The organism is Cupriavidus sp. D39 (genome assembly GCF_026627925.1).
GTDB classification, from domain to species: domain Bacteria; phylum Pseudomonadota; class Gammaproteobacteria; order Burkholderiales; family Burkholderiaceae; genus Cupriavidus; species Cupriavidus ulmosensis.
Window position 1 is genome coordinate 768,397 of sequence record NZ_JAPNLE010000007.1, and the last position, 23,087, is coordinate 791,483.

The window sequence follows — 23,087 nt, forward strand, 5'->3', positions numbered from 1 at the left end:
GCTGCCGCGCCGGAAAGGCCCATACTATGACCGTTCGAGACTTTCACTACTACGAGCCCGCCGAGGGCCACGGGCTGAGCCACAACCCGCTCAATGCGCTGGTGGCACCGCGACCCATCGGCTGGATCTCGTCACGCGACGCGCAGGGGCGGGTCAATCTCGCGCCCTACAGTTTCTTCAACGCGTTCAACTATGACCCACCGATCATCGGATTTTCTTCGATCGCCTGGAAGGATAGCGTTCAAAACGCATCGGAAACGCGTGAGTTCACCTGGAACCTGGTCACCCGCGAACTCGGTGATCAGATGAACCAGACCTCATCACCGCTTCCGCGCGGCGAGGACGAGTTCCGGTTCGCCGGCCTCACGGCCGTGGCGGGTCGCAAGGTCAACGTCCCGCGGGTGGGCGAAAGCCGCGCGGCTATGGAATGCAAGGTGATCGACATCGTGCAATTCCGAAACACCGAAGGCGAAAAGGTAGGTGGCTGGCTCGTCTTGGGCGAAGTCGTGGCCGTGTACATCGACAAGACACTCCTGAAAGACGGCGTGTATCAGACAGCCGAGGCATATCCGATCATGCGGTCCGGCGGACTGAATGACTATGTCCAGGTCTCGCCAGAGAATGTCTTTCAGATCGCGCGGCTCGCGGGCGCTAGCAGCCCGTCGTCGCACGGCAAGGGATAGCACCGTCCGCAAGACGTCACATGCCTAGGAGATGCAACACCCCCATGCCGGCCTAGTGCTGCCGCAACCGCCGGCCATGGACATGGTAGGCCATGCGGTATTCCACCGTGGGTGAATACTTGAAATTCATCCGAATGCCCGCGATACGCCTGAACCGCTGGGTGGTCGGACGCCGATACGCTGGTCTGCTGGACGCCGCCTGAGGGCGGTCCGGGCCTTACGAATGCAACTAGAGCTTTTTAGAGAAGTCTTGACACCTGGTGCGCAAGCACGTACTTTTACATAACGATCGTTTATCAAAGGAAAGGGAGTTCATGGAACCCACTAGCCTGAAAGTCGCGCTGGTCATCGGCGCAGGTGATTCGACCGGCGGAGCCATCGCATGCCGGTTTGCTCGTGAAGGGTTCGTTGTCTGCGCCACCCGCCGCGATGCCGAGAAGCTTACGCCGCTGCTCGAAAAGATCCGCGACCAGGAAGGCAAGGCCCACGGCTTTGGTTCCCATGCCCGCAAGGAAGAAGAAGTTGTCGCACTCATCGAGAAGATCGAGTCGGAGATCGGTCCCATCGAGGTGCTCGTGTTCAACATCGGCGCCAAATGTGCCGTGCAGCATCCTGGAAGAGACCGGGCGCAAGTACTTCAAGATCTGGGAGATGGCGTGTTTCTCGGGCTTCTTGAACGGCCGCGAAGTGGCTCGCAGAATGGTGGCACGCGGCCGCGGCACAATCCTGTTCACCGGCGCGACGGCCGGCATTCGCGGCTCCGCCAACTTCGCCGCCTTTGCAGGTGCCAAGCATGCGCTGCGCGCGCTGGCTCAAAGCATGGCTCGCGAACTGGGTCCGAAGAACATCCACGTGGCCCATGTTGTCGTCGACGGAGCCATCGACACCGAATTCATCCGCAACAATTTCCCCCAGCGCTATGCGCTCAAAGAACAGGACGGCATCCTCAATCCCGAGCAAATCGCGGACAACTACTGGTACCTGCACACGCAGCCGCGTGATGCCTGGACCCACGAACTCGATCTCAGGCCCTACATGGGACGCTTCTGAGACGGACCCACTCCACAACCAATATGACTCAATCCCATGAAGACACGGATCACCGAGCTGTTCGGCATTCGACACCCCATCGTGCAAGGCGGTATGCACTTCGTTGGCCTGGCCGATCTGGCGGCCGCAGTCTCGAACGCCGGCGGGCTGGGCGTCATCACCGCGCTGACGCAGCGCACACCAGAACTGCTGGCGAAGGAGATCGCCAGATGTCGCGAGATGACGGACCAGCCTTTCGGCGTCAACCTCACATTCCTGCCGACTTTTTCCGCCCCGCCCTATCCCGAGTACATCCAGGCGATCGTGGAGGGAGGCGTGCGCATCGTCGAAACAGCAGGGCGCAGCCCTGAGGAATACATGCCGGCGATGAAGGCGGCCGGAGTTAAGGTGATTCACAAGTGTACGTCAGTCCGGCATGCTCTGAAGGCCGAGAGGATCGGGTGTGATGCGGTGAGCGTGGACGGCTTCGAGTGCGGTGGCCATCCCGGCGAGGATGATATCCCGAACATGATCCTGCTGCCTCGAGCCGCCAATGAGCTCAAGATCCCGTTTGTGGCTTCCGGCGGTATGGCCGACGCCCGTAGCCTGGTGGCCGCCCTCGCCCTCGGCGCCGACGGCATCAACATGGGCACGCGATTCGTGGCGACCAAGGAAGCGCCTGTTCACGAGAACGTGAAGCGCGCCATCGTCGCGGCCACCGAGCTCGACACGCGACTCGTGATGCGCCCATTGCGCAACACGGAGCGTGTGCTGAAGAACGCTGGCGTCGAGAAGATCCTGGAAATCGAGCGCGACAAGGGTGAGCAGATCCAGATCTCCGACATCCTTGAGCAGGTCGCAGGCGTCTATCCGAAAGTGATGCTCGACGGTGAGATGGATGCAGGGGCCTGGAGTTGCGGGATGGTCGCCGGCCTCATCGACGACATTCCGAGCGTACGCGAGCTCATCGATCGCATCATGGCGGATGCCAGCCACCTGATCGGGCAGCGCCTCGCCCGGATTCTCGGGTCCGAACAGATGCCCGAGGAAAGCGTTGCCGCCTGAGGAAACTCGACGTACACATCGGAAATCCATTAGACTCAGAAGAAAACTCATGTCCAAGACCGCGGAGTTCTATTTCGACCTCGGCAGTCCGGCATCGTACCTCGCATGGACGCAATTGCCGACGATCTGCGAAGAAACCGGTGGCACGCTTGTCTACAAGCCCATATTGCTCGGCGGCGTATTCCAGGCCATTGGCAATGCCTCGCCCGCGACAATTCCGGCCAAGGGCGCATACACCAACATCGATTACGCCCGGCACGCAAGGCTTACGGCGTTCCCTATCAGTGCAACACGTTGGTGAGTGCCAGGATCGCCTCGACGTCGAACCCAGCGTCGACCGGCGTTTTGGCGACAAGCTGGGGCCGGTTGAGGTTCAGCGCATCGAGCTCACGCTAATGCGAACCGCCACCGGCGTACAGATGAGAATGCCCGACCGGTTCCAGGATTTCCTGCGCAGCGTCTTCCATGCGTTGTGGGTCGATGCCGAGGTGAAGTCGCAACTGCGCTCGACGACGGAAGAGGCCGTCAAGCGTGGTGTGTTCGGCGCCCCGACCACTTTCGTCGGCGAGCATATGTTCTTCGGCCAAGACCGCCTCGAATGGGTCTGTCACGCGCTGCAAGGCAAGCCTCTGTGAATTGATCCGGCCGTCTCCGGCGGCCCGGCTCTGACCCGGCATCCAGGCTTCCCGTGGCAAACTCCCATCCTAGCGATTCAAGACCGACTTAATGCGTTTTCGACCGACCGGCTGACGGGCATCCGGCGTGGCGTCGAGAAAGAGTCGCTGCGTGTGCGTCGCGCCGGCAGCCTTTCCGTGACGCCTCATCGGTGGCGCTGGGCTCGGCCTTGACACACGCTTGCATCACCACAGACTTCAGCGAGTCGCAGGTCGAGTTCGTTCGACGAGCCGTAGCGCGCGATCGGAATAGCCTCATCGGACGGCAGGCCGCAGGGCATGCTCGCCCTCCAGAACATCTCGTCTCCCATCGCGCGGTAGACAAACTGGTGGTGAAAGCGCGAGAGGGTCTCGGGGACGTCCGCACCCAGCGTCAGCCCGCGCTCTGACGGCCATGTCTGCCGAGTTCAGCGGTTCGCACCTGGATTGCACCCGCTCGCGCAGCGATGCGAATCAACGTGCCTGCTCAGCTTGCCTGGTCCGATACCGACTCCGCGCTCTTCCACGGGCTCGCCGAGGCATCGCTTCGCGAGCAGGCGCGGCTCGAAGCGTCCGACGACGTGCCGTTCGAATTCTTTCGCCAGCACTATCTCTCGCCGTTGCAGTTGCAGCCACAGTGCCTGAGTTGTCGAAGCGCTGTGTTACACCGTGCACGCCTCTCGCGGCACGGCCAACGACATGGCTGATGTTCCAGATGAGCGCGGCCAGCTCGCGCGCCAACGCGACTACCGCGATGTTCCTGCTCTTGCCGCGCGCTGCCAGCTTGCGATAGCGGCGACATAGCCGCAGCTGCGCGTCCCTGCGCGATCGATGATGGCCTTCGGGATGCCTTCGTGCCGACGCTGGATCTCGAGGCTCACGCGTGCCGGGGTGCGGGTAGCTCAAGACTGCCTCGACGAGCAGCTTCCTTGCGTAGCTGTTGCCGGTCTTGGTGATATGCGGCTCAAATGCCCACGGACGAAGGTTTCATCGAGCGAATTAATGTGTCCCGCAGCAGCTTCTTCTGAAGCTTTCCCGTGGGCAGGCGCGGAAAATCGAGTACAAACGAGAAGGACCGCGGAACCCGTACCGGACCGAGCTTGCTGCGGCAAAGGGCTCTCAACTCCTCAGCTAACGCGTGAGGGGTGCCCGGTTGCCGCTCGACCTGAACCACTGCGTGTACCGCTTCCCCGTACTCGTCATCGGGCAGGCCGAAGACAGCCACGTCGAGCACGCGATCATCTGTTACGAGAATGTTCTCTATCTCTTGTGGATAGATGTTCACGCCGCCGGATATGATCGTGAAATCGCGGCGGTCCGAGAGGTATAAGTATCCCTCTTCGTCGAGATGGCCTATATCACCGTAGGTCCACCACCCCTGTTTGCTTCGGCTCGCCGCAGTTTTGTCGGTATCGTTCCAGTAGGCAAACCTGGCGTCCGACTCAAAGTACACCGTTCCTGTCGAGCCAGAAGCCACTTCGTTCTCATCGTCGGCAAGGATATGAACGATTCCCTCGACGGCACGACCCACTGACCCCTTGTGAGCGAGCCATTCAAGCGCATTGATCGCACAGGCGCCGATCCCTTCTGTTCCCGCGTAATATTCCTCCAGGATCGGCCCCCACCATTCGATCATTGCCTCTTTGATATGAATGGGGCAAGGTGCGGCGCCGTGCATCGCTAAGCGATGACTGGAAAGGTCAAACTGCATGCGCATGCCTGGGTCAAGGCGCAGCAATCGATGGAACATCGTCGGAACCCATAAGCTGTGGGTAACCCGGAATTTTTCCATGGCATGGAGAGCCTGAACTGCATCAAAGTGCTCCATGACCACAGCGGTACCGCCGAGCGCCAGGGTCGCCGAGACGTTTCGGTGCGGCGCGGCATGATACAGAGGTGATGTACAGAGATGGACCATGGACGTATCGACGCCCGGCTTGCTGGCAAACGAAGCATCGCGCGGGTCCATGTCACGGAACGATATGGGAGGAATCGGCTTGCGCACACCTTTTGGCCGCCCGGTCGTCCCGGACGAGTACATCATCTCCCTGCCACGAGCGGGATCATGGATTGATGTCACTGGGCACGCACCAAGCGCGTCCTCGAATCGCTCAAAACCGGGAATATCGCCCCCAAGGGCGAAACATGCTGCGGAACCAAAATCGGCCGCTAAGAGACCCGCGCTGTTGACGGCGGCCACTGAAACGAACACAGCGCGCGCTCCACAATCGCGCGCGATATAGCGCAGGTCGTCGGCGCTTAACTTGGTTGACGCCGGCGTAAAAACGACGCCAGCGCGCTGACACCCCCATCCCAGATACAGGAACTCGGGGCAATTCTCGACGCAGAAGAGCACAGCGTCTCCGGTCTTTATCCCGGCACTGCGGAGAAGATTGGCAACCCGATTGGCCCCCTCTTCCAGTTGGAAATACGTGATTTCGCGCCCGCCAGGTATGAAGACCGCCGCAATCTTCTTAGGCATGGTCTGCGCGTAGTGCGATGGATGCGCCATGTCGCCTCTCAAGAGAAAAGGGGGAAGCCAGGCGCACGACGCTCGAAAAAGGCCGCGAAAGCATTCTTGCGTTCGGCGGACCTGAGACGGATGGAAAACTCTGGCAGTTTGAGGTCGATAGGATCGAGCTTTCCCTCATCTTCACTTCTGCGAATGAGGGAACGCATTGCCCGAATCGCGCCAGGGTCCATCGTGTGCTCTAACGCTGTTCCCGCGAGAATGTCGATCAGGCCGCATTCAGCCTCGTCTTGCGCGGTGCAGGGCTCGCCAAGCAGAAGCAACTCAGTCGCCTTAGGCGTCCCGACGTTGTTCGGCGGCAATTGACTTGACCCGAACTCCGGGCAAAGTCCCAAGCTCGATGTTGCCTCTGAGGCATCGTCATTTCCGCTCGTGAATGCTTCTTCGCTGTCGTGTATCACCACAGCGCGAACTTCGCCGCGCCTGCCTGCGTCTCTGATTGACTCAGCAAGGGTTCCGTGCCTATCGAAAGTGATGGCATTCTTCCGGTCTGGTCTGTTAAGGCCAATGAGCATGACGCCACGGTCTGCTACAAGCTTCTATGTGCTTCATTGCGGTCTCCTAAACACCGCGCCGATTTGCATCGACTTGAGAAGGTCGCCAGCCCGTTATAGGCGACGATGGGTATTGCACGATGGATACCGAGCCATCCATGCGGGCTCGGCCTCACTCGCTTTGCCACTATTGACCAGGCGGTCGAGGGTGCTGCTCACCGTAGCCAGTCCTTTCTGGATGGCGGCTGCGCCGATGTTCGAGCAGCACCACATCGAGCCCTGCCGCTACGTCTTGACGGCATGGCGCAATCGAAGGAGGCGGCCACCTGGGCGGGCTGAGGCCGGTTCGTCGACCGTCAGCACATGCGGCTATCCCGCGGCCTTGACCATGTCCTCGACCACCTTCTTGGCGTCGCCGAATACCATCATGGTCTTGTCCATGTAGAACAGCTCGTTATCGAGGCCCGCGTAGCCGGCCGCCATCGAGCGTTTGTTCACGATGATGGTCTTGGCCTTGTACGCCTCCAGGATCGGCATGCCGGCGATCGGAGAGTTCGGGTCGGTCTTGGCCGCCGGGTTAACCACGTCGTTGGCGCCCAGCACCAGCACCACGTCAGCCTGGCCGAACTCGCTGTTGATGTCTTCCATCTCGAACACCTGGTCGTAAGGCACTTCGGCCTCGGCCAACAGCACGTTCATGTGGCCCGGCATGCGGCCTGCCACCGGATGGATCGCATACTTTACCGTCACGCCGTGCTCCGTCAGCTTCTCGGTAAGTTCCTTGAGCGCATGCTGGGCGCGCGCCACCGCCAGGCCATAGCCCGGCACGATGACCACCGTCTCGGCATTGCTCATCAGGAAAGACGCGTCATCCGCCGAACCCGACTTGACGTTGCGCTGCTCGGCGCTGCCGCTGGCCGCGGCCGTCGCCGCACCGCCGAAGCCGCCCAGGATCACGTTGAAGAACGAGCGGTTCATGGCCTTGCACATGATGTACGACAGAATCGCACCGCTCGATCCCACCAGCGATCCGGCGATGATCAGCATCGGGTTGTTCAGGGAGAAGCCGATGCCGGCCGCCGCCCAGCCCGAGTACGAGTTCAGCATCGACACCACCACCGGCATGTCCGCGCCGCCGATCGGGATGATGATCAGGACACCGAGCACGAAGGCGATCGCCAGCATCAGCAGGAACGGCTGCCAGTTCTGCGTGAGGAAGAACGCCACGCCAAAGCCGAACATCGCCACGGCCAGCGCCAGGTTCAGCATGTGCTGGCCAGCGAAGACCACCGGCGCGCCTTGGAACAGGCGGAACTTGTAGCGCCCGGCGAGCTTGCCGAACGCGATCACCGAGCCCGAGAACGTGATGGCACCGACGAAGCAGCCGATGAACAGCTCGACGCGGTTGCCCATCGGGATCGCATGCGAGCCCGCCGTGCTGATGCCGAAGGCCGCTGGCTCGGCGACTGCCGCCACCGCGATGAACACCGCCGCCAGGCCGATCAGCGAGTGCATCGCCGCGACCAGCTCAGGCATCTTGGTCATCTCGACCTTCTTCGCCACGTAGGCGCCGGTGCCGCCGCCTACCACCAGCGCGCCGAGAATCAGCGCCAGGCCCGTGCCGACCGATGACTGGCCAGCGCCGGCGGGAAGGAATTCCTGCTTGAGCTTGACGATCAGCGCCACGGTGGTCGCTGCGGCGATCGCCATGCCGGCCATACCAAAAGCATTGCCCTTGCGGGCCGAGGCCGGGTGCGACAGGCCCTTGAGCGCCTGGATGAAGCAGACCGAGGCGGACAGGTAAAACAGCGTTACCGAGTTCATGGACAGAAAGTTCATCGCGCCGCCTCCGCCACAAGGTCATCGGCCACGGACTTGGTACTAGCCTGCGGCGCAGCCTTGGGTGCCTTCTTCCGGAACATCTCCAGCATCCGCTGGGTCACCATGAATCCGCCGAACACATTGACCGCGGCCAGCGCCACGGCCAGCGTGCCCATGATGCGGCCGGTGGGGCCTTCGGTAAGGCCTGCGGCCAGCATCGCGCCGACGATGATGATGGCCGAGATTGCATTGGTCACGGCCATCAGAGGCGTATGCAGAGCGGGCGTGACCGTCCAGACCACGTGGTAGCCCACATAGATCGCGAGCACGAAGATGATCAGGTTGATTACCGTGTGGTTCACCATTTCCATTAATGTCTCCTTAACTGGCCAATGCCATCTTGTCGCGCCGGGTCATCAGGCAGGCCTCGACAATGTCGTCTTCCAGGTTGATGGAGAGCTTGCCTTCCTTGTCGATGATGAGCTTAAGGAAGTCGAGCACGTTGCGCGCGTATAGCGCCGAGGCGTCGGCCGCCACCATGCTGGCTAGGTTGGTATGGCCAACCAGCACCACGCCATGCCGCTCGACCACCTGGTCGGCCACCGTCAGCGGGCAATTGCCGCCTTGCGCGGCGGCCAGGTCGACTACCACTGAGCCGGGTTTCATCGCCATCACGGTCTCTTCCTTGAGCAACACCGGCGCCGGGCGGCCCGGAATCAGCGCGGTGGTGATCACGATGTCGGCTTGGCTGGCACGCTGGTGCACCAGCTCCGCCTGGCGGCGCATCCAGTCGGCCGGCATGGGGCGGGCATAGCCTCCCGCGCCCTGCGCGATCTCGCGCTCCTCCTCGGTCTCGAAGGGCACGTCGAGGAACTTGGCGCCGAGCGACTCGATCTGTTCCTTGACCGCTGGGCGCACGTCGGAGGCCTCGATCACCGCGCCCAGGCGCTTGGCCGTGGCAATCGCCTGCAGGCCAGCAACGCCGGCGCCGAGAATCAGCAAGCGCGCGGCCTTGACGGTGCCGGCCGCGGTCATCAGCATCGGCATGAAGCGCTGGTAGTGGTCGGCGGCTTCGAGCACTGCCTTGTAGCCGGCGATGTTGGCCTGCGACGAAAGTACGTCCATGCTCTGCGCGCGCGTGGTGCGGGGTGCCGCCTCGAGCGCGAAGGCGACGATGCCGGCCGCAGCCATACGCGCGTTGTTTTCGGCGTCGAAGGGATTGAGCATGCCGACCAGGGTGGCACCGGGCTTCATCTGGCCGAGTTCGGCCTCGTCCGGCGCGCGCACCTTCAGCACCAGTTCGACGCCGAGTGCCTGCGCGGCGGTGCCGATGCGGGCGCCCGCGGCCTCATAGGCCGAGTCCGGCTGGCTTGCCCTGACTCCGGCGCCCGCTTGGACAATGACTTCGTGACCTTGCGCGACGTATTTCTTGACCGTCTCGGGCGTGGCGGCAACACGGGTCTCGCCGGCCCGCGTCTCCTGCGGGATACCGATTTGCATCTCGTCTCCTTATGATGTTCGTTCCTGGAGTGGTACCCGGCGGGGCCAGCCTTCCATTCTAGATTTTGCTGCCCTCTTGAGAGCCATGGTTGTCGCTCACCGTGCGTGCACGCTTCCCCACCATCTTGAGGCGCCGTTGGCAACGGTTCGCTTACCTTAGTCGTGCTTTCGCATTCTCAATCTCCTCCTCCAAATCCCGCAACTGATCCTTCCCAAAAAACATCCCGTCGCCGACAAAGAAGGTCGGAGAGCCAAACGCACCGCGTTCGAATGAGTTCTGGGTATTCGCCAGCAAGATCTGCTTGACCTCGGGATCCGCAATGCGGGCTTCGAAGCCTTTTCCGTCCAAACCGGCGACATCCAGGGCTGCCGAGATGACGGCGGGATCATCCATCTTCAAACCTTGCTCCCACATGTTTGCGAACACGGAATTTACGTAGGGCATAAAGGTGCCGTTCTTCTGGGCAGCCACAGCCCCGCGCATGATCTGCAATGTATTGACGGGCCAAAATGGATTGTCCCGATAGGCGGTCAGTCCGTGCTTGGTGATGAAGCGCTGGATCTCTAAACGCCCAAACTCCGGCTTGTTCTTGATACCCGCAAAAGCCTCCGCGGGAGAACGATTCCCCGTTAGCCTGAACAGCCCCCCAAGAAGCACCGGAATATATTCGAACTGGACGTCCTGCCGTGCCTCAATACTCGGAATGACTTTGTGGCTAAGGTAGGAATTCGGGCTGCCGAAATCAAAGTGGAACTGAACTCGTACGCCGCTCATGGTGTCTCCTAATATATGACGTGGTGAAATTTGGGTGGAACGTTTAGCAAAGCCCGATTACCTGTTGCGGATCTGACGAAGGATGCTCCACGATCCCTGTCGAAATCGGCCCACGCTCTGCTAGCGCGGTCATACAGCCTGCCCAGGTACGGGACTCACCGACAACAAGTGCTGGTGAGTAGATCGGGCAGCTTCGAATTTTCCTCGCGCATCGTCTGCCGATTCCGCCGCTACCGTGATGACACCTGCCAGTTCGAGATTAGCGTTTAATACAAAGAGGGAGAATATCTGTGCTGCCTTCTGCGAAACGTCATCATTTCCAAACGCCGTGTCTTTCATTGCTATCCCCGGTTGGATCCTCTGTATGGTGGCATCGCAATCGCCGCGATACCGGTTATAGATCTGAGGTGACCGAAAACCGTGTTCCAATGGCGATTTACGCTACCTCGAACAGCCCCGCTGCCCCCATTCCACCACCGACACACATCGTGACGACAACGTATTTCTCTCCACGGCGTTTGCCCTCGATCAGGGCGTGACCCACAAGCCTTGCACCCGTCATGCCATACGGGTGCCCGATGGAAATCCCGCCACCATTCACATTCAATCGGTCCGGATCGATTCCAAGGCGATCGCGACAGTAAAGAACCTGGCACGCGAACGCTTCATTCAGTTCCCACAGACCGATATCGCTAACCTTCAACCCATGCCGCTCCAGGAGTTTCGGGACCGCAAAAACCGGGCCAATACCCATTTCCTCGGGCGCACAGCCCGCCACCGCGATGCCGCGGTAGATGCCAAGAGGCTGCAATCCGCGCCGCTCGGCCAGGCGGCGATCCATCAGGACCGAGGCCGAGGCACCATCCGAAAGCTGACTTGCGTTTCCTCCGGTGACGACGCCGCGGTCGATGACTGTCCTGAGCTTTGCCAACCCCTCCACCGTTGTGTCGGGACGGTTCCCTTCGTCGCGGTCCAGTAGCACGTCACGGAAACTGATCTCCCCTGTCTCCCTATCCTGGATCGCCATGGAGGTTTGGAAGGGTACAATTTCGGCTGCAAAGCGGCCCCTCTCCTGGGCAAGCGCCGTACGGCGCTGTGATTCCGCCGCGTAAACATCCTGCGCCTCTCGGGAAATGCCATACCGCCCCGCGACGAGTTCAGCGGTCTGCAGCATCGGCATATAGGCATGTGGAACCCGCTCAATCAATTCCGTGTCGGCCGCACTCGTCATCCATTCGACAAAACGGTCCTGAACCAACGAGATGCTCTCTTGCCCCCTGCCACCACCACGTCCATCTCGTCCACAATGATTTGCTTTGCTGCGGTGGCCATCGCCATCAAGCCAGAGGCGCATTGCCGGTCGATGGACTGACCCGCGACGTTGACCGGAAGTCCGCCGGCTAGCGCGCCAAGACGGCCAATGTTCATGCCGGCCGTGCCTCCCGGCATCGAGGTACCGATCACTACATCCTCAATCTCTTCCGCGGCGATTCCGGCACGCTGAACCGCATGCGATATGACGTGCCCCATGAGGGTCGGCGACTTTGTGTTGTTCAGCGAACCCTTATAGGCGCGACCGATCCCGGTCCGTGCCGTCGAGACAATGACTGCTTCCCTCATGCTGCCCTCTTGATGATGTGAATACCGGGGTAGACATCCCGCTATGACCGCGTCTCTCTCTGACGCATCGCTAAGCTGGGCCACCAACAGACGGAATGGAAAATTTCTTCGGATGGCAAGGCATTGCGATCGTGCGGAAGCGGTCTCTATCCCATTGGTTAGACGTTTTGATTACCAGGTCTCAGTCCAGGGACGCAGGTCGAGTTCAAAGGTCCAGGCGTCGCGTGGTTGCGAATGAAGGTACCAGTAGTTCTGCGCGATATGCTCCGGATTCAGGATGCCATCCTGGTCTTTCAATGCATAACGATCCGGAAAATTGGTGCGGATAAAGTCAGTGTCGATCGCGCCGTCCACCACAATATGGGCCACATGGATGTTCTTCGAGCCGAGTTCGCGGGCCATGCTTTGCGCAAGCGCGCGAAGCGCATGCTTGGCACCCGCAAACGCGGCATAGTTTTCCTTGCCTCGCAGACCCGCAGTAGCGCCGGTAAAGAGAATCGTGCCGCGTTGACGCTGTACCATGCGCTTGGCAACTTCCCTTGCGTTCAGAAATCCTGCAAAGCAGGCCATCTCCCAGATCTTGAAGTACTTTCGCGCTGTCTCCTCAAGGATGGAAGAAGGCACATTGGCGCCAATGTTAAATACGAGAACGTCAATTGGGCCGATCTCGGACTCAATCTTGTCGATGAGGGCGACCACCTCCTCCTCCTTGCGCGCGTCCGTGCCAAACGCGTAGGCGATTCCGCCGGCATCGTGAATGGAGTCAACCAGCGGTTGGAGCTTGTCCGCTGTACGACGCGTCACACAAGCGACCATGCCTTCCGCGGCGAAACGCTTGGCGATTGCACCACCCGTGGAGTCCCCCGCTCCGATCACGAGCGCGACCCTCTGCTCTCTGACATCCATCACCGTCTCCTTTATTAACAAACGATCGTTTAGTAACGAAAGAGTACTTCACCCCCGTGCAGGAGTCAAGGGCGACTTACCCTAACGCACCTACAACGAAAAAGTTCAGGAGCACGCTGTGCGCGGCACGCGAAGTGGCGAGGATGGTAAGGATGAAAGAAGAAAAGCCGCGACGGCACTTGGCTGTATGGCTTCGCGCGCCGGGGCCCGAAGCGGAAGCATCGACAGCACGTGCGGTGCGGCCCGGTTCGGCAGTCGAAGCCGTCGCAATGAAAGCGCGGTACCGCGGCATGCACGCACATATCTGCGCGCATCGAGAAGAACTCACAAGGGCGCAGAACTGCGCCCGGAGGAGGTGGGTGCTACATCGGCACCGCTTAGGTCTTGCTGAGGGGTTCGAGCCGTTCAATAGACCGCCCGAGAAAGCGACGGCTGGAAGCGAGAATCTGCTGCCTGGTCCGGTCGGTTTCAACCACCCGGGCCAGCAAAATGGCACCCACGCACTGCGCAATCAACGCCCAAGCCGCATCCGGATCGTCCAAACGCTGCCTCCAACTGCTCTGCAGCTTTTTCGCGCTTTCCTCCACTGAGGCGCGGACTGCTGGCCCAGACCTCGCGATTTCAGGTCCCAAGGTCGGCAGGACGCACCCTGATTCCGGATGCAGCGCATGAGAACTGCTGAGATAGCTTCTGATGCGTTTCACGAAATGATCTTCGGCCGTCTCATCCTCGCCTGCGAGCATTTCAGCGCTGTTGGTCAACTCCCGCTGGATGACCTCCGCGAACAGTTCCGCTTTAGAGCCAAAATGACTATAGAAGGCGCCCCCCGTGAGCCCGATGGCACCCATCAGGGCATCGACTCCCGTTGAATCGAATCCCCCTTTTTTGCAATCGCTTGACTACTGTTAAGGAGTTTCTCCCGCGTCTCCTGCTTGTGCGTGCTTGAGTAGCGCATTTTCGGCTCACTTCGAATTCAGGACATGGCACGAATTATAGCATGACGATCGTTCAGGAAAGTTCTGCCTCGGGTTGATGCTGCGGCGCAACGGACAGCCACTTCCCAAGATACCGGCCTGCGCTCGCCAGGGCTGGGTGCCGCGGATGCCGCCCTGTACATCGGCCGTCGAAGCCCGTCTAAGCGCTGTCTCTTCTCGGCCCGACTGAGTGCCATCCTCGGGACACGAAGGCGCCCAGCTCGCGTCCCGCTCCTATGCCGTGGGCACCAAACGGCATGCGCAGGTCAAATCACCAACCGCGAATACTTGTTGACATCACTCAGTGTGTAACCTAGCATGTTTGCAAAACGATCGTTAACTAAAGAGCCACGCGCCATCTGTTTGCGCCAGTCCCCGGCACGAGAATTCGGTCGGTAGGCCTACCAGTGAGCTGCGCGTTCGTCACGATGCTTCTCACCACACGGAGTCGATTTCATTCGGAAAGCCGTGGGGCAGATGGCAACAGAGCGAAACAACCCTGGGGTCTAACCAGGGTATAACAACTGAGAGACATCAATATGGAAGCCAGACGCTGGCATAGCTCCTATCCGCCCGGGATACCGCTTGAGATTGATGTGGACGCGACAGCGACACTGGGGTCCATGATTGCAGGCGCAGTCGCCTCGTTCGCCACGCGTCCTGCGGTAACCTGCCTGGAGGAATCACTTAGTTACGCAGAGCTCGGCATTCTGTCTGAAGCGCTTGCGACTTTTCTGCAGCAGTCGGGATTGAAAAAGGGGGACCGTGTAGCGTTGATGCTGCCAAGTTGCCCCGCTTTCCTGATAGGCTTGGCAGCGGTATTTCAAGCAGGGATGGTGGCGGTTCCAGTCAACCCACTGTATACACCGCGTGAATTGAGGCATCAGCTACAGGATTCTGGCGCCACCTGCATTATCGTCGCCGACCAACTGCAGCCGTCGCTGCAGCAAGTGCTGGAGGAAACCAGCATTGTTCAAGTGCTGACGGCACCGGTTGTTGGAATGAAACCTATTGTCGGTCAACTCGTGGCACTCGCAAAAGACGCTGGCGCTGCTCAACAAGCCGGCACGACCGGTGGTCGCACGTGCCAACCTTTAGCCCACGCGATTCTGCAGGGAAGCAGAGGCAGTCTTTCCCCGGTTGCACAGACCGCTCAGGACATCGCCATTCTGCAATACACCGGTGGCACGACGGGTGTTTCCAAGGGGGCAGTCCTCACGCACAAGTCAGTTTGCGCGAGTTTGGCGCAAATTTTGACTTGGGTTGGACCACCGTTAGCAGGCTCGGAGGCATCGATGGTGACACCGCTGCCTCTGTATCATATCTTCCCGCTTGCAACTGCACTACTGGCGCTATCGCTCGGTTGTGAGAATCGCTTGGTTCCCAATCCGCGTGAGGCTGGTTCTGTGCTTGCTGAATTGAAGCGGCGGCCGTTTCAGATGCTTGTCGGGGTCAACACCTTGTTCAACAGCTTGGTGAACACACCGGAACTCATTTCCGTTGACTTCAGCGCTACCCGTTTGGTGATTGGTGCCGGGGCGTCAATCCAGGACGCTATTGCAAAGCGATGGCTCGCGGCCGGTGCTCCCCCTGTTACCGAAGCCTATGGTCTTACAGAGACCTCACCGAGCGCCACCTTCAATCCTCCTGGGCGAAGTGGGTCGATCGGCATTCCTGTGCCTTCGACCGACGTTCGCCTAGTAGATGTAAGTGGGCACGACGTCCCACTCGGTGTTCCCGGCGAACTTCTGATCAAGGGACCACAACTCTTCGGCGGCTATTGGAATCAGGAGGACGAAACACGGAAAGCGTTCCTTGATGGTGGCTGGTTCAGGACGGGCGACATTGTGGTCATGGACGAATTGGGATTCATGACAATGGTCGACCGCAAGAAGGACATGATTCTCGTCTCAGGCTTCAACGTTTATCCGAATGAGATCGAGGCCGTCGTCGCTATGATGCCCGATGTCCTCGAGGCCGCCTGTATCGGCGTGCCTGACGACCGTTCTGGCGAGGCCCCGCACCTCTTCATCGTGCCATGCAATATGGCGCTCACCACGGAACAAGTGGAGGCACACTGTCGCTCCCATCTTGCCGCCTACAAAGTGCCACGACACATTACGTTTGTCGATGCCCTGCCCAAATCAACGGTGGGCAAGATCCTGCGTAGAGACTTGCGTTCGCGCTTGGTTGCCGAGCAAAGCAATGCATAGCGCCCCGCTCAGCCCTTCTCGATTTCTCTCCGGCCAGCCATGCGGCTGCCAGCACACCCGGACCTTATGAACTACTATCACGCCCCCTCCGCGATCTTCAGTTCGTGCTGCATGAGCTGCTCGACGTGTCCACCGGCTCCGCAATTGCCGAAATTGCCGATCCCGACACGATCAACCAGGTAATCGAAGCCGCAGGTCAGTTCGCTACAGAGATTCTGGCGCCCCTGAACGGCATTGGGGACCTCCAAGGCTGCACCATGCCTTCGTCAGGTGTGGTGACGACGCCCGAGGGATTTAAGAACGCGTACAAGCGATTTTCTGAGGCAGGCTGGACCGCACTGGCATGTCAATCGGAGCATGGCGGGCAGGGACTGCCGAACGCGGTCAATGCGGCAGTCATGGAGATATTCGCTGGTGCTAACATGGCCTGGGCGGCTTATCCGGGTATGTCGCAGGCGGCTTACACATGCCTGGCGGCAAATGGCTCGGACGCGCAGAGGGCGCTCTACCTGCCGAAGCTAGCTTCCGGCGAATGGGCGGGAACCATGTGTTTGACCGAGCCGCATTGCGGCACCGACCTCGGACTTTTGCGCACCCGTGCTGTACCGAATGCCGATGGCGCCTTCGGCATAACCGGTACGAAGATCTTCATTTCGGGAGGGGAACACGACTTCACGGACAATATCGTCCATTTGGTACTCGCCCGGTTACCGGACTCGCCCCCCGGCGTCAAGGGTATCTCCCTCTTCCTTGTTCCAAAGTTCCTGGTGTCGCCTGAAGGAGATCTGGCCGAACGCAACGCAGTCACTTGTGGCTCCCTGGAGCACAAGATGGGCATCCATGCGAACGCCACCTGCACGATGAACTTCGATGGTGCAACGGGTTATCTGGTGGGCGAGCCAGACAAGGGGCTCGCGGCTATGTTCGTTATGATGAACCACGCGCGGCTCCTTGTCGGGGTCAATGCAATCGGGCTGATGGAGGCGGCGTACCAGAAGGCACTGGGCTATGCGAAGGACCGCACACAAGGAAGGTCCCCAACAGCATCGGCCCGTAACAGCCCGGCGGATCCGATTATCGAGCATGCTGATGTGCGCCGTATGCTGCTGACTCAGAAAGCCTATATCGAAGGAACACGAGCATTCGCGCAGTGGGCATGCCAGCTGGCCGACACCCAGCACTTCGGCGATGACTCCGGGATTCGGCATCAGGCGGCAGAACTCTCTGCCCTGGTTACACCGATCGTTAAAGCATTCAGCAGCGACCTCGCCGTCGAATGTACCAGCTTGGCAATGCAAGTCCTTGGTGGACATGGCTATATCGTGGATAACCAGGTCGAACAGCATCTTCGTGACGCACGTATCATCCCGCTCTACGAAGGTGCCAACGGCATTCAAGCCATGGACTTCCTTGGACGCAAAGTTCTCCTCGACCAGGGCACACGGCTGGAGATGTTCCTTGCAATCGTCACCGAGTTCATCAACGCGAATGCCGATAATCCAGTCCTGCGGGAATTCACCGCCCCGCTTTTGAGCGCGACCGATGTGTTGCGGAATGCGACGCACGAAGTATCGATGCAAGCCAAGGCGGATCCTCACGTCTTGGGAAGCGTTGCTGCATCATACCTTCGGCTTGCCGGTCATGTCGGTCTAGCATGGATGTGGGCACGTATGGCTGCGATCGGGCTCGTCAACGCCGCCTCTGCCGACCCGATCTATGCATCGAAAGTCGCGACGGCGCGCTTCTATTTCAAGAAGCTGCTACCCGAAATACAATCTCTGGCAGCGGCGATCGCCGCCGGCTCCGGTCCGATCATGGAGCTTGATTTCGGCTAACGCCTCCACTTTCGCTATGGTCTGTTTGGCGGCAGCCGCAGCAGAATGCGCTGCCGCCATACAGAGTTTGCTGCATGCCGGGCACCGAAGAAGTTGGGCTCTACAACCAAGCGCAGCATGGGAAAATATGACAATGCCGAGTTCCAATTCTGGATATACACGGCGCATCGGAACGAAAGTGCCTCGGGTTAGCATTGCTGCCAGAGCCGGATTGAGTGTGGAATCTGCCACCGAAAATTTGAACCATACCACCAGGTGCTCATGGCGCTAGGTTCTTCCCGGGAAGTACGAATACTCCAACCCGAAAGCGCCGTCTCCGATCTGTCAATCCGCGACAACGAACTCACGCACTGAATTTCTCTTCAGCCCAAAGTCCCCACCAAGGATTTTCGCTGCGAAATTTCAAGCCAGTTGCCGTCGAAGTCCCGCACAAAGGAGACATCGTAGAGCCTGACATGCGCATCCCCCTCACGTCCACCGCGCGCCAGGACACCTGCATGCGTCTGGACCATGTCAAAGACCTGCACAGTACCGTAGCGATAGCCTGGAGCGCGCAACAGTGGATCGGTAGAAACCGATTGATCCTGATGCAGCAAGGCCCTTTTATCGAGCAGATCCTGATCTCGCGCGAAAACTATCACTAGACTCGGCCGCCCGAACTGGGCTCGTTCCCGCCAGCGTGATTCGGTGCATGACGCGACGGAATCCGTGGTAGTCGTCAATCGGGTTATGCAACATGCACCTGTTGTCCCAGAACGCAAATGCACTGCGGCTCCTATGCGAAGCGGCACGTGGATTCCGAGTAGGCGCACGAACGTGGTGGGCATCTTCCCCAACGACGCATCCATCCTGCGCCTCGTTGGCGCCATGATGATGGAAGTCGCGGTCACATTGAGGCCATCGAGCCCGTATAGGCTCAAGGTCTCGTTTGTGCGACACCGGCCGCCGGCCACGCCAACATCACAACGGCGATCATGCGGTCCAATTCGCCCCTGCTAGCACCCGCCTGCGGCAAATTCAAGATCGTTTGCATCACGCCGAGAAAATACCAAGCCAGCGCAGCGACATCTGCATCAGTTGGCAGTTCGCCATCTGCAATTGCTTCCCGAAGCAGACCTTCGAGCAGATCGCGCTGCTGACTCATCCCCGAGAGCGCCGCCTCCTGCCCTGCTGCCGGCAGATCGACTAGCTCGGCACAACTTCGTGCGAGCAGGCAACCAGGGGGCGACGGGACCCCATCGGCAGCAGCCCCCGCAGCAGCGCCTCGAGCCGCGCACGGGCACTGCCGCCCTCGTATGACTTCATCCTCCGTAGCACCCGATCCGTATAAGCTGCAAGTGCCATCTGGAACAGGCCATCTTTGTCCTTAAAACGTTGGTAAAGGCTTGAACGCGATAGCCCGGTCGCTTCCGTCAACATGTTGATCGATGTAGCCGCGTATCCGTGACGCCAGAAGGCATCCAGGGCTGCATCAATGACGGCACCTTCGTCGTATTGCGGCTTACCGCTCATTCAAATACCCTTTGACAAATTGGAACAATCGTTCCATGATGTGTGGATCGTTCGTTCCATGATACATCTTAGAGGTACTAACCATGATCAACCCCTCCAAGGCTAAGATCAAGAAACCGCGGATCGCCATCGCGGGGGCAACAGGACGCGTTGGGGCTACATTGACGGCGTTGCTTGCCGCTGACCCAATCGACCTGGTCGCGCTAACGCGCCAACCCAGCACAGCGCGACTGCCCGAAGGGGTGATCCCATTCAAGGTCGACTTCAAACGCGCGGACACGCTTGAGGAGACCCTACGCGGCATCGACCGGCTCTTCATCGCGCACGGCACCTCCCTCGAACAGGTCGCCAACGAAATCGCGTTGATCGATGCAGCAGTTGCATCAGGCGTTCGGCACATCGTCAAACTGTCCGCCCTTGGTCCCGCGACCCGACTTCTTCCCATCGCTTGGCACATGCAGATCGAAGCGCATTTGGCGCAGCAGCCGATCGCATCTACCGTCTTGCGCCCTAGCACTTTCAGCCATGTGCTCAAGCGTCTGGGGCCACACATCGCTGCCGGTTCCTGGGCCGGCGCAGCGGGTAACGGGCGTGTGAACTTCATCGATACCCGCGACGTTGCTGAAGTGGCCCGCATTGCATTGCTCGAGGAAATCGAGCCGGCGTCGCAACGTGCGTACCACCTGTCTGGTCCACGTGCGTGGACCATGAACCAGGTGGCAGAGGAGTTGGCCCGCCTACTTGGACATCCGGTTACTTACGTCGAACGTTCGCCTGCCGAGCAGAGAGGCTCTGCTCGGCGCCGGACTTGCTCCGCTCGTAGCCGATCTTTTGGTTGGACTCGACCAAATGTTCCGCGAGTCTGTGATCGCCGAAACGACCTCGACGGTCGAGGAACTGACCGGAAAGGCCCCACGTTCGTTAACGGAATGGTTGACCGACAACCTAGACGTATTTCGAGCGTGAGCTCTCCATCGGTTGGTGTCCCAGGAAGTGGGGTAAGTCTTGTGCCACTCGCTGCGCGGCAAAGCGCGTAGGGCGTAGCCCGAAGCGGCTTGCCGCGCAGCGGCCATTTCGTTCTGGGTGGCCATCGTGAAGTCTGGATTAGTTTGATGTGCGATCCACCGAACTTTGTCCTTGAAGGAAATCACGATGACCAACGCCACTACGGCACCCCGGGGCCGCTTAACGCATTAGCGCGTCGCAGCCCTGCGGAAATCGGACGGCGTGACGCCGGTCGCCTTCTTAAATGCGGTGCTGAAGTGCTGAGCGTGGCTGAAGCCGCAATCCAGGGCGACTTCAGTTGCGGTGCGACGAGGATCCAAGAGGAACTCTTTGGCCCGCTCGAGACGCAAACCGTACACAAAGCGCAATGGCGTCTGCCCGGCACTTTCGCGAAAAGCCCGCATGAAATGTCGGGGACTGACACCGGCAACTTGCGCCAAGCCCTTGATTGTGAACGGCCGCGACAAGTCGGCCTCGATGTAGTCGATAACGCGCCGCAAGCTGCTAGGTGGGAGGCCACCGCACGGCCGAATGGCGGCTCTCTGGCTGCCGTCGACCCGCGCCAGGAGGGCGAGTGCTTGCATTGCCCAGCCTTCGGCGAACAACCCGTAAAGGCTGTCTGCATTGCGCGCCTCACGGCATAGGACCGAAAGGCCACGTTGCAGATCTTCGTTGCCAAAGGCAATCAACGGCCGATTGAAGTGGCAGCCGGCTTCGGAGGCAATGGCCGGGTCAAGGAAGACCACCGTGTAGTCGAAGCACGGGGCTACGTCGAACTCGCCTTCGACTGAAATCGAGGCCGGGAACAGTGCAAGGTTTGTTCCTTGTGTTATTCCCGAGTGGATGCGGCGGCCGTCGAGTTGCAGATGCAACTCTTTGAGGCCGTTACGAAACCAGAACAGCGCGAGCCGCGGCTGACGAAAACGCCAAGAGATGGGCCCGGTCGCCCGACGCGCGAGGACTTCAACATGGGTGGTGCGCGAGTCAACAATGGTGCCGGATATGAGTTCGCCCCCAACCTCGCGGTATTCAGCTTGTGAGTCAAGGTGACCATGCATTGCTTACCTCCACTTCGACCTTGCGTCCAGCCTCATTGTGCGCGCGGCCGATTGACCTCGCAAGCGAATCAGTCGCTGGTGAATACCCCTTATGGGGAGGGTCGCTGACGCATGGACGTCAACCGCGTTCGCTTTGCCCCCGCGCATCGTGCACCTTGGCTCGACTCGTGCTGGTCTGAAGCAATAGCGATGCGATGAGCCAAGACAACGGGCCCGCGAGGGGCCCGGCATCAAGCACAGTAGATCGGCGATTTAGGTCTAGCCGACGGCGTCGCCACATCTCGGTGAAAGGCACTGCTGGCCGATTGCAGCGTCGGCCGCACCGGCGCGCCTGATCTCGGCGCTCAGCCCCATGGACCTCGCAACGCGATTTGCTTGGCAAAAACGCCGCCCCTGTTCCTTCTCTCAGAACTTGACGTTCCCAATGCCCTTCAATTGCAAGATTTCCCGGGCTTCGTTCGGGCTGGCGATTTCGAGTCCAAGCCCCTCGATAATCTGGCGCGCCTGCCGCACCTGTGCGGCATTGCTCTCGGCCAGCGTGCCCCGTCCAAGCCACAGGCTGTCCTCCAATCCGACGCGCACATTGCCGCCCATACTGGCAGACATTCCTGCAAGGCGAAGCTGATCTTTGCCTGCCCCCAGCACCGACCAGTGATAGTCATTGCCGAACAGCCGGTCGGCCGTCCGCTTCATGTGCAAGACGTCGTCAGGATGCGTGCCGATACCTCCCAGGATGCCGAACACGGTCTGAACAAAGAACGGTGCCTTGACCAGACCGCGCTCGACGAAGTGCGCCAAGTTGTAGAGGTGGCTCACGTCGTAGCACTCGAATTCGAAGCGCGTGTCATTGGCGGCACATTGCGCTAGGGCGTATTCAATATCCTTAAAGGTGTTTCGGAAAATCAGGTCACGACTGGCTTCGAGCGCTTCGCGCTCCCAGGCATGCTTAAATTCCTTGAAACGCGCCAGCATTGGGAACAGCGCGAAGTTCATGGAGCCCATATTGAGTGAAGCCAACTCGGGCGCAAAGCGCATTGACGGCTGAATGCGCTCCTCGATCGTCATGTAGGGCGAGCCGCCACTTGTGATATTTAACACTGCATCGGTGCGTGCCTTGATTTGCGGCAAGAATCGGCCAAATGCATCGGGGCTCTGGTCCGGCTTGCCCGTGACAGGATCGCGTGCATGAAGGTGAATGATCGCGGCGCCCGCTTCGGCCGCGCCGACCGAGGCTTCAGTGATTTCTTCCGGTGTGACCGGTAGATACCGTGACATTGAGGGCGTATGAATCGCACCGGTGACAGCACATGTGATGATGACTTTGCTCATATATGAATCAGGAAATCCGCATCAGGCGGCTTGCATTCGCTGTTGCCAGCTTAGGGCGGGTTGACTTCATTGACTTGTCTTCTCC

At 59.8% G+C, this 23,087-nt stretch carries 19 protein-coding genes and 7 pseudogenes; 11 read left to right on the forward strand and 15 right to left on the reverse strand.

What is annotated here, in order from left to right; all coding sequences use genetic code 11:
- Positions 1-26: 26 nt before the first annotated feature.
- From OMK73_RS10845 to OMK73_RS10870, 6 genes and pseudogenes are all read left to right on the forward strand, one after another.
- Positions 27-683 carry a flavin reductase family protein gene (locus OMK73_RS10845; RefSeq protein WP_045242991.1) on the forward strand — a complete coding sequence of 219 codons (657 nt, stop codon included), beginning with the start codon at positions 27-29 and terminating at the stop codon, positions 681-683.
- A gap of 314 nt (positions 684-997) precedes the next feature.
- Positions 998-1,733: pseudogene (locus OMK73_RS10850) on the forward strand (SDR family oxidoreductase).
- Positions 1,734-1,769: 36 nt separating this feature from the next.
- On the forward strand, positions 1,770-2,777 hold the full coding sequence (locus tag OMK73_RS10855; RefSeq protein WP_267602019.1) for an NAD(P)H-dependent flavin oxidoreductase: 1,008 nt from the start codon (positions 1,770-1,772) through the stop codon (positions 2,775-2,777).
- A gap of 49 nt (positions 2,778-2,826) precedes the next feature.
- Positions 2,827-3,412, forward strand: a pseudogene (locus OMK73_RS39105) (2-hydroxychromene-2-carboxylate isomerase).
- Positions 3,413-3,478: 66 nt separating this feature from the next.
- Positions 3,479-3,684, forward strand: a pseudogene (locus OMK73_RS10865) (glutamate--cysteine ligase); the annotation flags it as partial.
- Between the two features lie 213 nt (positions 3,685-3,897).
- Positions 3,898-4,137 carry a hypothetical protein gene (locus OMK73_RS10870; protein ID WP_267602020.1) on the forward strand — a complete coding sequence of 80 codons (240 nt, stop codon included), beginning with the start codon at positions 3,898-3,900 and terminating at the stop codon, positions 4,135-4,137.
- Here the strand turns inward: OMK73_RS10870 and OMK73_RS10875 are convergent.
- From OMK73_RS10875 to OMK73_RS10925, 11 genes and pseudogenes are all read right to left on the reverse strand, one after another.
- A pseudogene (locus tag OMK73_RS10875) lies at positions 4,109-4,387 on the reverse strand (IS110 family transposase); the annotation flags it as partial. The gene OMK73_RS10870 and the pseudogene OMK73_RS10875 overlap by 29 nt on opposite strands.
- A 7-nt stretch (positions 4,388-4,394) precedes the next feature.
- Positions 4,395-5,942, reverse strand: coding sequence for an AMP-binding protein (locus tag OMK73_RS10880; protein WP_267602021.1), 1,548 nt, complete (start codon positions 5,940-5,942; stop codon positions 4,395-4,397).
- Positions 5,943-5,950: 8 nt separating this feature from the next.
- Positions 5,951-6,361, reverse strand: coding sequence for an enoyl-CoA hydratase-related protein (locus OMK73_RS10885; protein ID WP_267602022.1), 411 nt, complete (start codon positions 6,359-6,361; stop codon positions 5,951-5,953).
- Positions 6,362-6,823: 462 nt separating this feature from the next.
- Positions 6,824-8,293: an NAD(P)(+) transhydrogenase (Re/Si-specific) subunit beta gene (locus tag OMK73_RS10890; RefSeq protein ID WP_267602023.1), complete on the reverse strand. Its 1,470-nt coding sequence runs from the start codon at positions 8,291-8,293 to the stop codon at positions 6,824-6,826.
- On the reverse strand, positions 8,290-8,646 hold the full coding sequence (locus OMK73_RS10895) for an NAD(P) transhydrogenase subunit alpha (protein ID WP_267602024.1): 357 nt from the start codon (positions 8,644-8,646) through the stop codon (positions 8,290-8,292). The genes OMK73_RS10890 and OMK73_RS10895 overlap by 4 nt, the downstream gene beginning before the upstream one ends.
- 10 nt (positions 8,647-8,656) lie before the next feature.
- The gene (locus OMK73_RS10900; protein ID WP_267602025.1) at positions 8,657-9,775 is read right to left on the reverse strand and encodes a Re/Si-specific NAD(P)(+) transhydrogenase subunit alpha; all 1,119 of its coding nucleotides are present in this window, start codon (positions 9,773-9,775) and stop codon (positions 8,657-8,659) included.
- A gap of 151 nt (positions 9,776-9,926) precedes the next feature.
- Positions 9,927-10,550 carry a 2-hydroxychromene-2-carboxylate isomerase gene (locus OMK73_RS10905; RefSeq protein WP_267602026.1) on the reverse strand — a complete coding sequence of 208 codons (624 nt, stop codon included), beginning with the start codon at positions 10,548-10,550 and terminating at the stop codon, positions 9,927-9,929.
- A gap of 129 nt (positions 10,551-10,679) precedes the next feature.
- Positions 10,680-10,889 carry a hypothetical protein gene (locus OMK73_RS10910; RefSeq protein ID WP_267602027.1) on the reverse strand — a complete coding sequence of 70 codons (210 nt, stop codon included), beginning with the start codon at positions 10,887-10,889 and terminating at the stop codon, positions 10,680-10,682.
- A 97-nt stretch (positions 10,890-10,986) separates the two neighbouring features.
- Positions 10,987-12,170: pseudogene (locus OMK73_RS10915) on the reverse strand (acetyl-CoA C-acyltransferase).
- A 171-nt stretch (positions 12,171-12,341) separates the two neighbouring features.
- On the reverse strand, positions 12,342-13,076 hold the full coding sequence (locus OMK73_RS10920; protein WP_267602028.1) for an SDR family oxidoreductase: 735 nt from the start codon (positions 13,074-13,076) through the stop codon (positions 12,342-12,344).
- A gap of 377 nt (positions 13,077-13,453) precedes the next feature.
- Positions 13,454-13,924: a TetR/AcrR family transcriptional regulator gene (locus OMK73_RS10925; protein ID WP_267602029.1), complete on the reverse strand. Its 471-nt coding sequence runs from the start codon at positions 13,922-13,924 to the stop codon at positions 13,454-13,456.
- 665 nt (positions 13,925-14,589) lie between these two features.
- Here OMK73_RS10925 and OMK73_RS10930 point away from each other — a divergent pair.
- The 4 genes and pseudogenes from OMK73_RS10930 to OMK73_RS10945 form a co-directional block, all read left to right on the forward strand.
- Positions 14,590-16,263, forward strand: coding sequence for an AMP-binding protein (locus tag OMK73_RS10930; RefSeq protein WP_267602030.1), 1,674 nt, complete (start codon positions 14,590-14,592; stop codon positions 16,261-16,263).
- An 83-nt stretch (positions 16,264-16,346) separates the two neighbouring features.
- Positions 16,347-18,098 (forward strand): annotated as a pseudogene (locus OMK73_RS10935) (acyl-CoA dehydrogenase C-terminal domain-containing protein); the annotation flags it as partial.
- A 455-nt stretch (positions 18,099-18,553) separates the two neighbouring features.
- Positions 18,554-18,742 (forward strand): hypothetical protein, encoded by a 189-nt coding sequence (locus OMK73_RS10940; RefSeq protein ID WP_267602031.1) that lies wholly within the window; start codon positions 18,554-18,556, stop codon positions 18,740-18,742.
- Positions 18,743-18,902: 160 nt separating this feature from the next.
- Positions 18,903-18,977: pseudogene (locus tag OMK73_RS10945) on the forward strand (transposase); the annotation flags it as partial.
- 37 nt (positions 18,978-19,014) lie between these two features.
- On the opposite strand, the gene OMK73_RS39110 reads toward OMK73_RS10945, so the two are convergent.
- A complete protein-coding gene (locus OMK73_RS39110) occupies positions 19,015-19,395 on the reverse strand; it encodes a TetR family transcriptional regulator C-terminal domain-containing protein (RefSeq protein WP_420715516.1) in 381 nt (126 codons plus the stop codon).
- Positions 19,284-19,610, reverse strand: coding sequence for a TetR/AcrR family transcriptional regulator (locus tag OMK73_RS10955; RefSeq protein ID WP_267602032.1), 327 nt, complete (start codon positions 19,608-19,610; stop codon positions 19,284-19,286). The genes OMK73_RS39110 and OMK73_RS10955 overlap by 112 nt, the downstream gene beginning before the upstream one ends.
- Before the next feature lie 83 nt (positions 19,611-19,693).
- Here OMK73_RS10955 and OMK73_RS10960 point away from each other — a divergent pair, with 83 nt between their 5' ends.
- Complete coding sequence (locus OMK73_RS10960; protein WP_267602033.1) at positions 19,694-20,647, forward strand: NAD(P)H-binding protein; 954 nt, start codon at positions 19,694-19,696, stop codon at positions 20,645-20,647.
- A gap of 156 nt (positions 20,648-20,803) precedes the next feature.
- Here OMK73_RS10960 and OMK73_RS10965 read toward each other — a convergent pair whose 3' ends face one another.
- Together OMK73_RS10965 and OMK73_RS10970 are read right to left on the reverse strand one after the other, a co-directional pair.
- The gene (locus OMK73_RS10965; RefSeq protein WP_267602034.1) at positions 20,804-21,673 is read right to left on the reverse strand and encodes an AraC family transcriptional regulator; all 870 of its coding nucleotides are present in this window, start codon (positions 21,671-21,673) and stop codon (positions 20,804-20,806) included.
- A 405-nt stretch (positions 21,674-22,078) separates the two neighbouring features.
- Complete coding sequence (locus tag OMK73_RS10970; RefSeq protein ID WP_045243166.1) at positions 22,079-23,002, reverse strand: 3-keto-5-aminohexanoate cleavage protein; 924 nt, start codon at positions 23,000-23,002, stop codon at positions 22,079-22,081.
- Between the last annotated feature and the right edge of the window lie 85 nt (positions 23,003-23,087).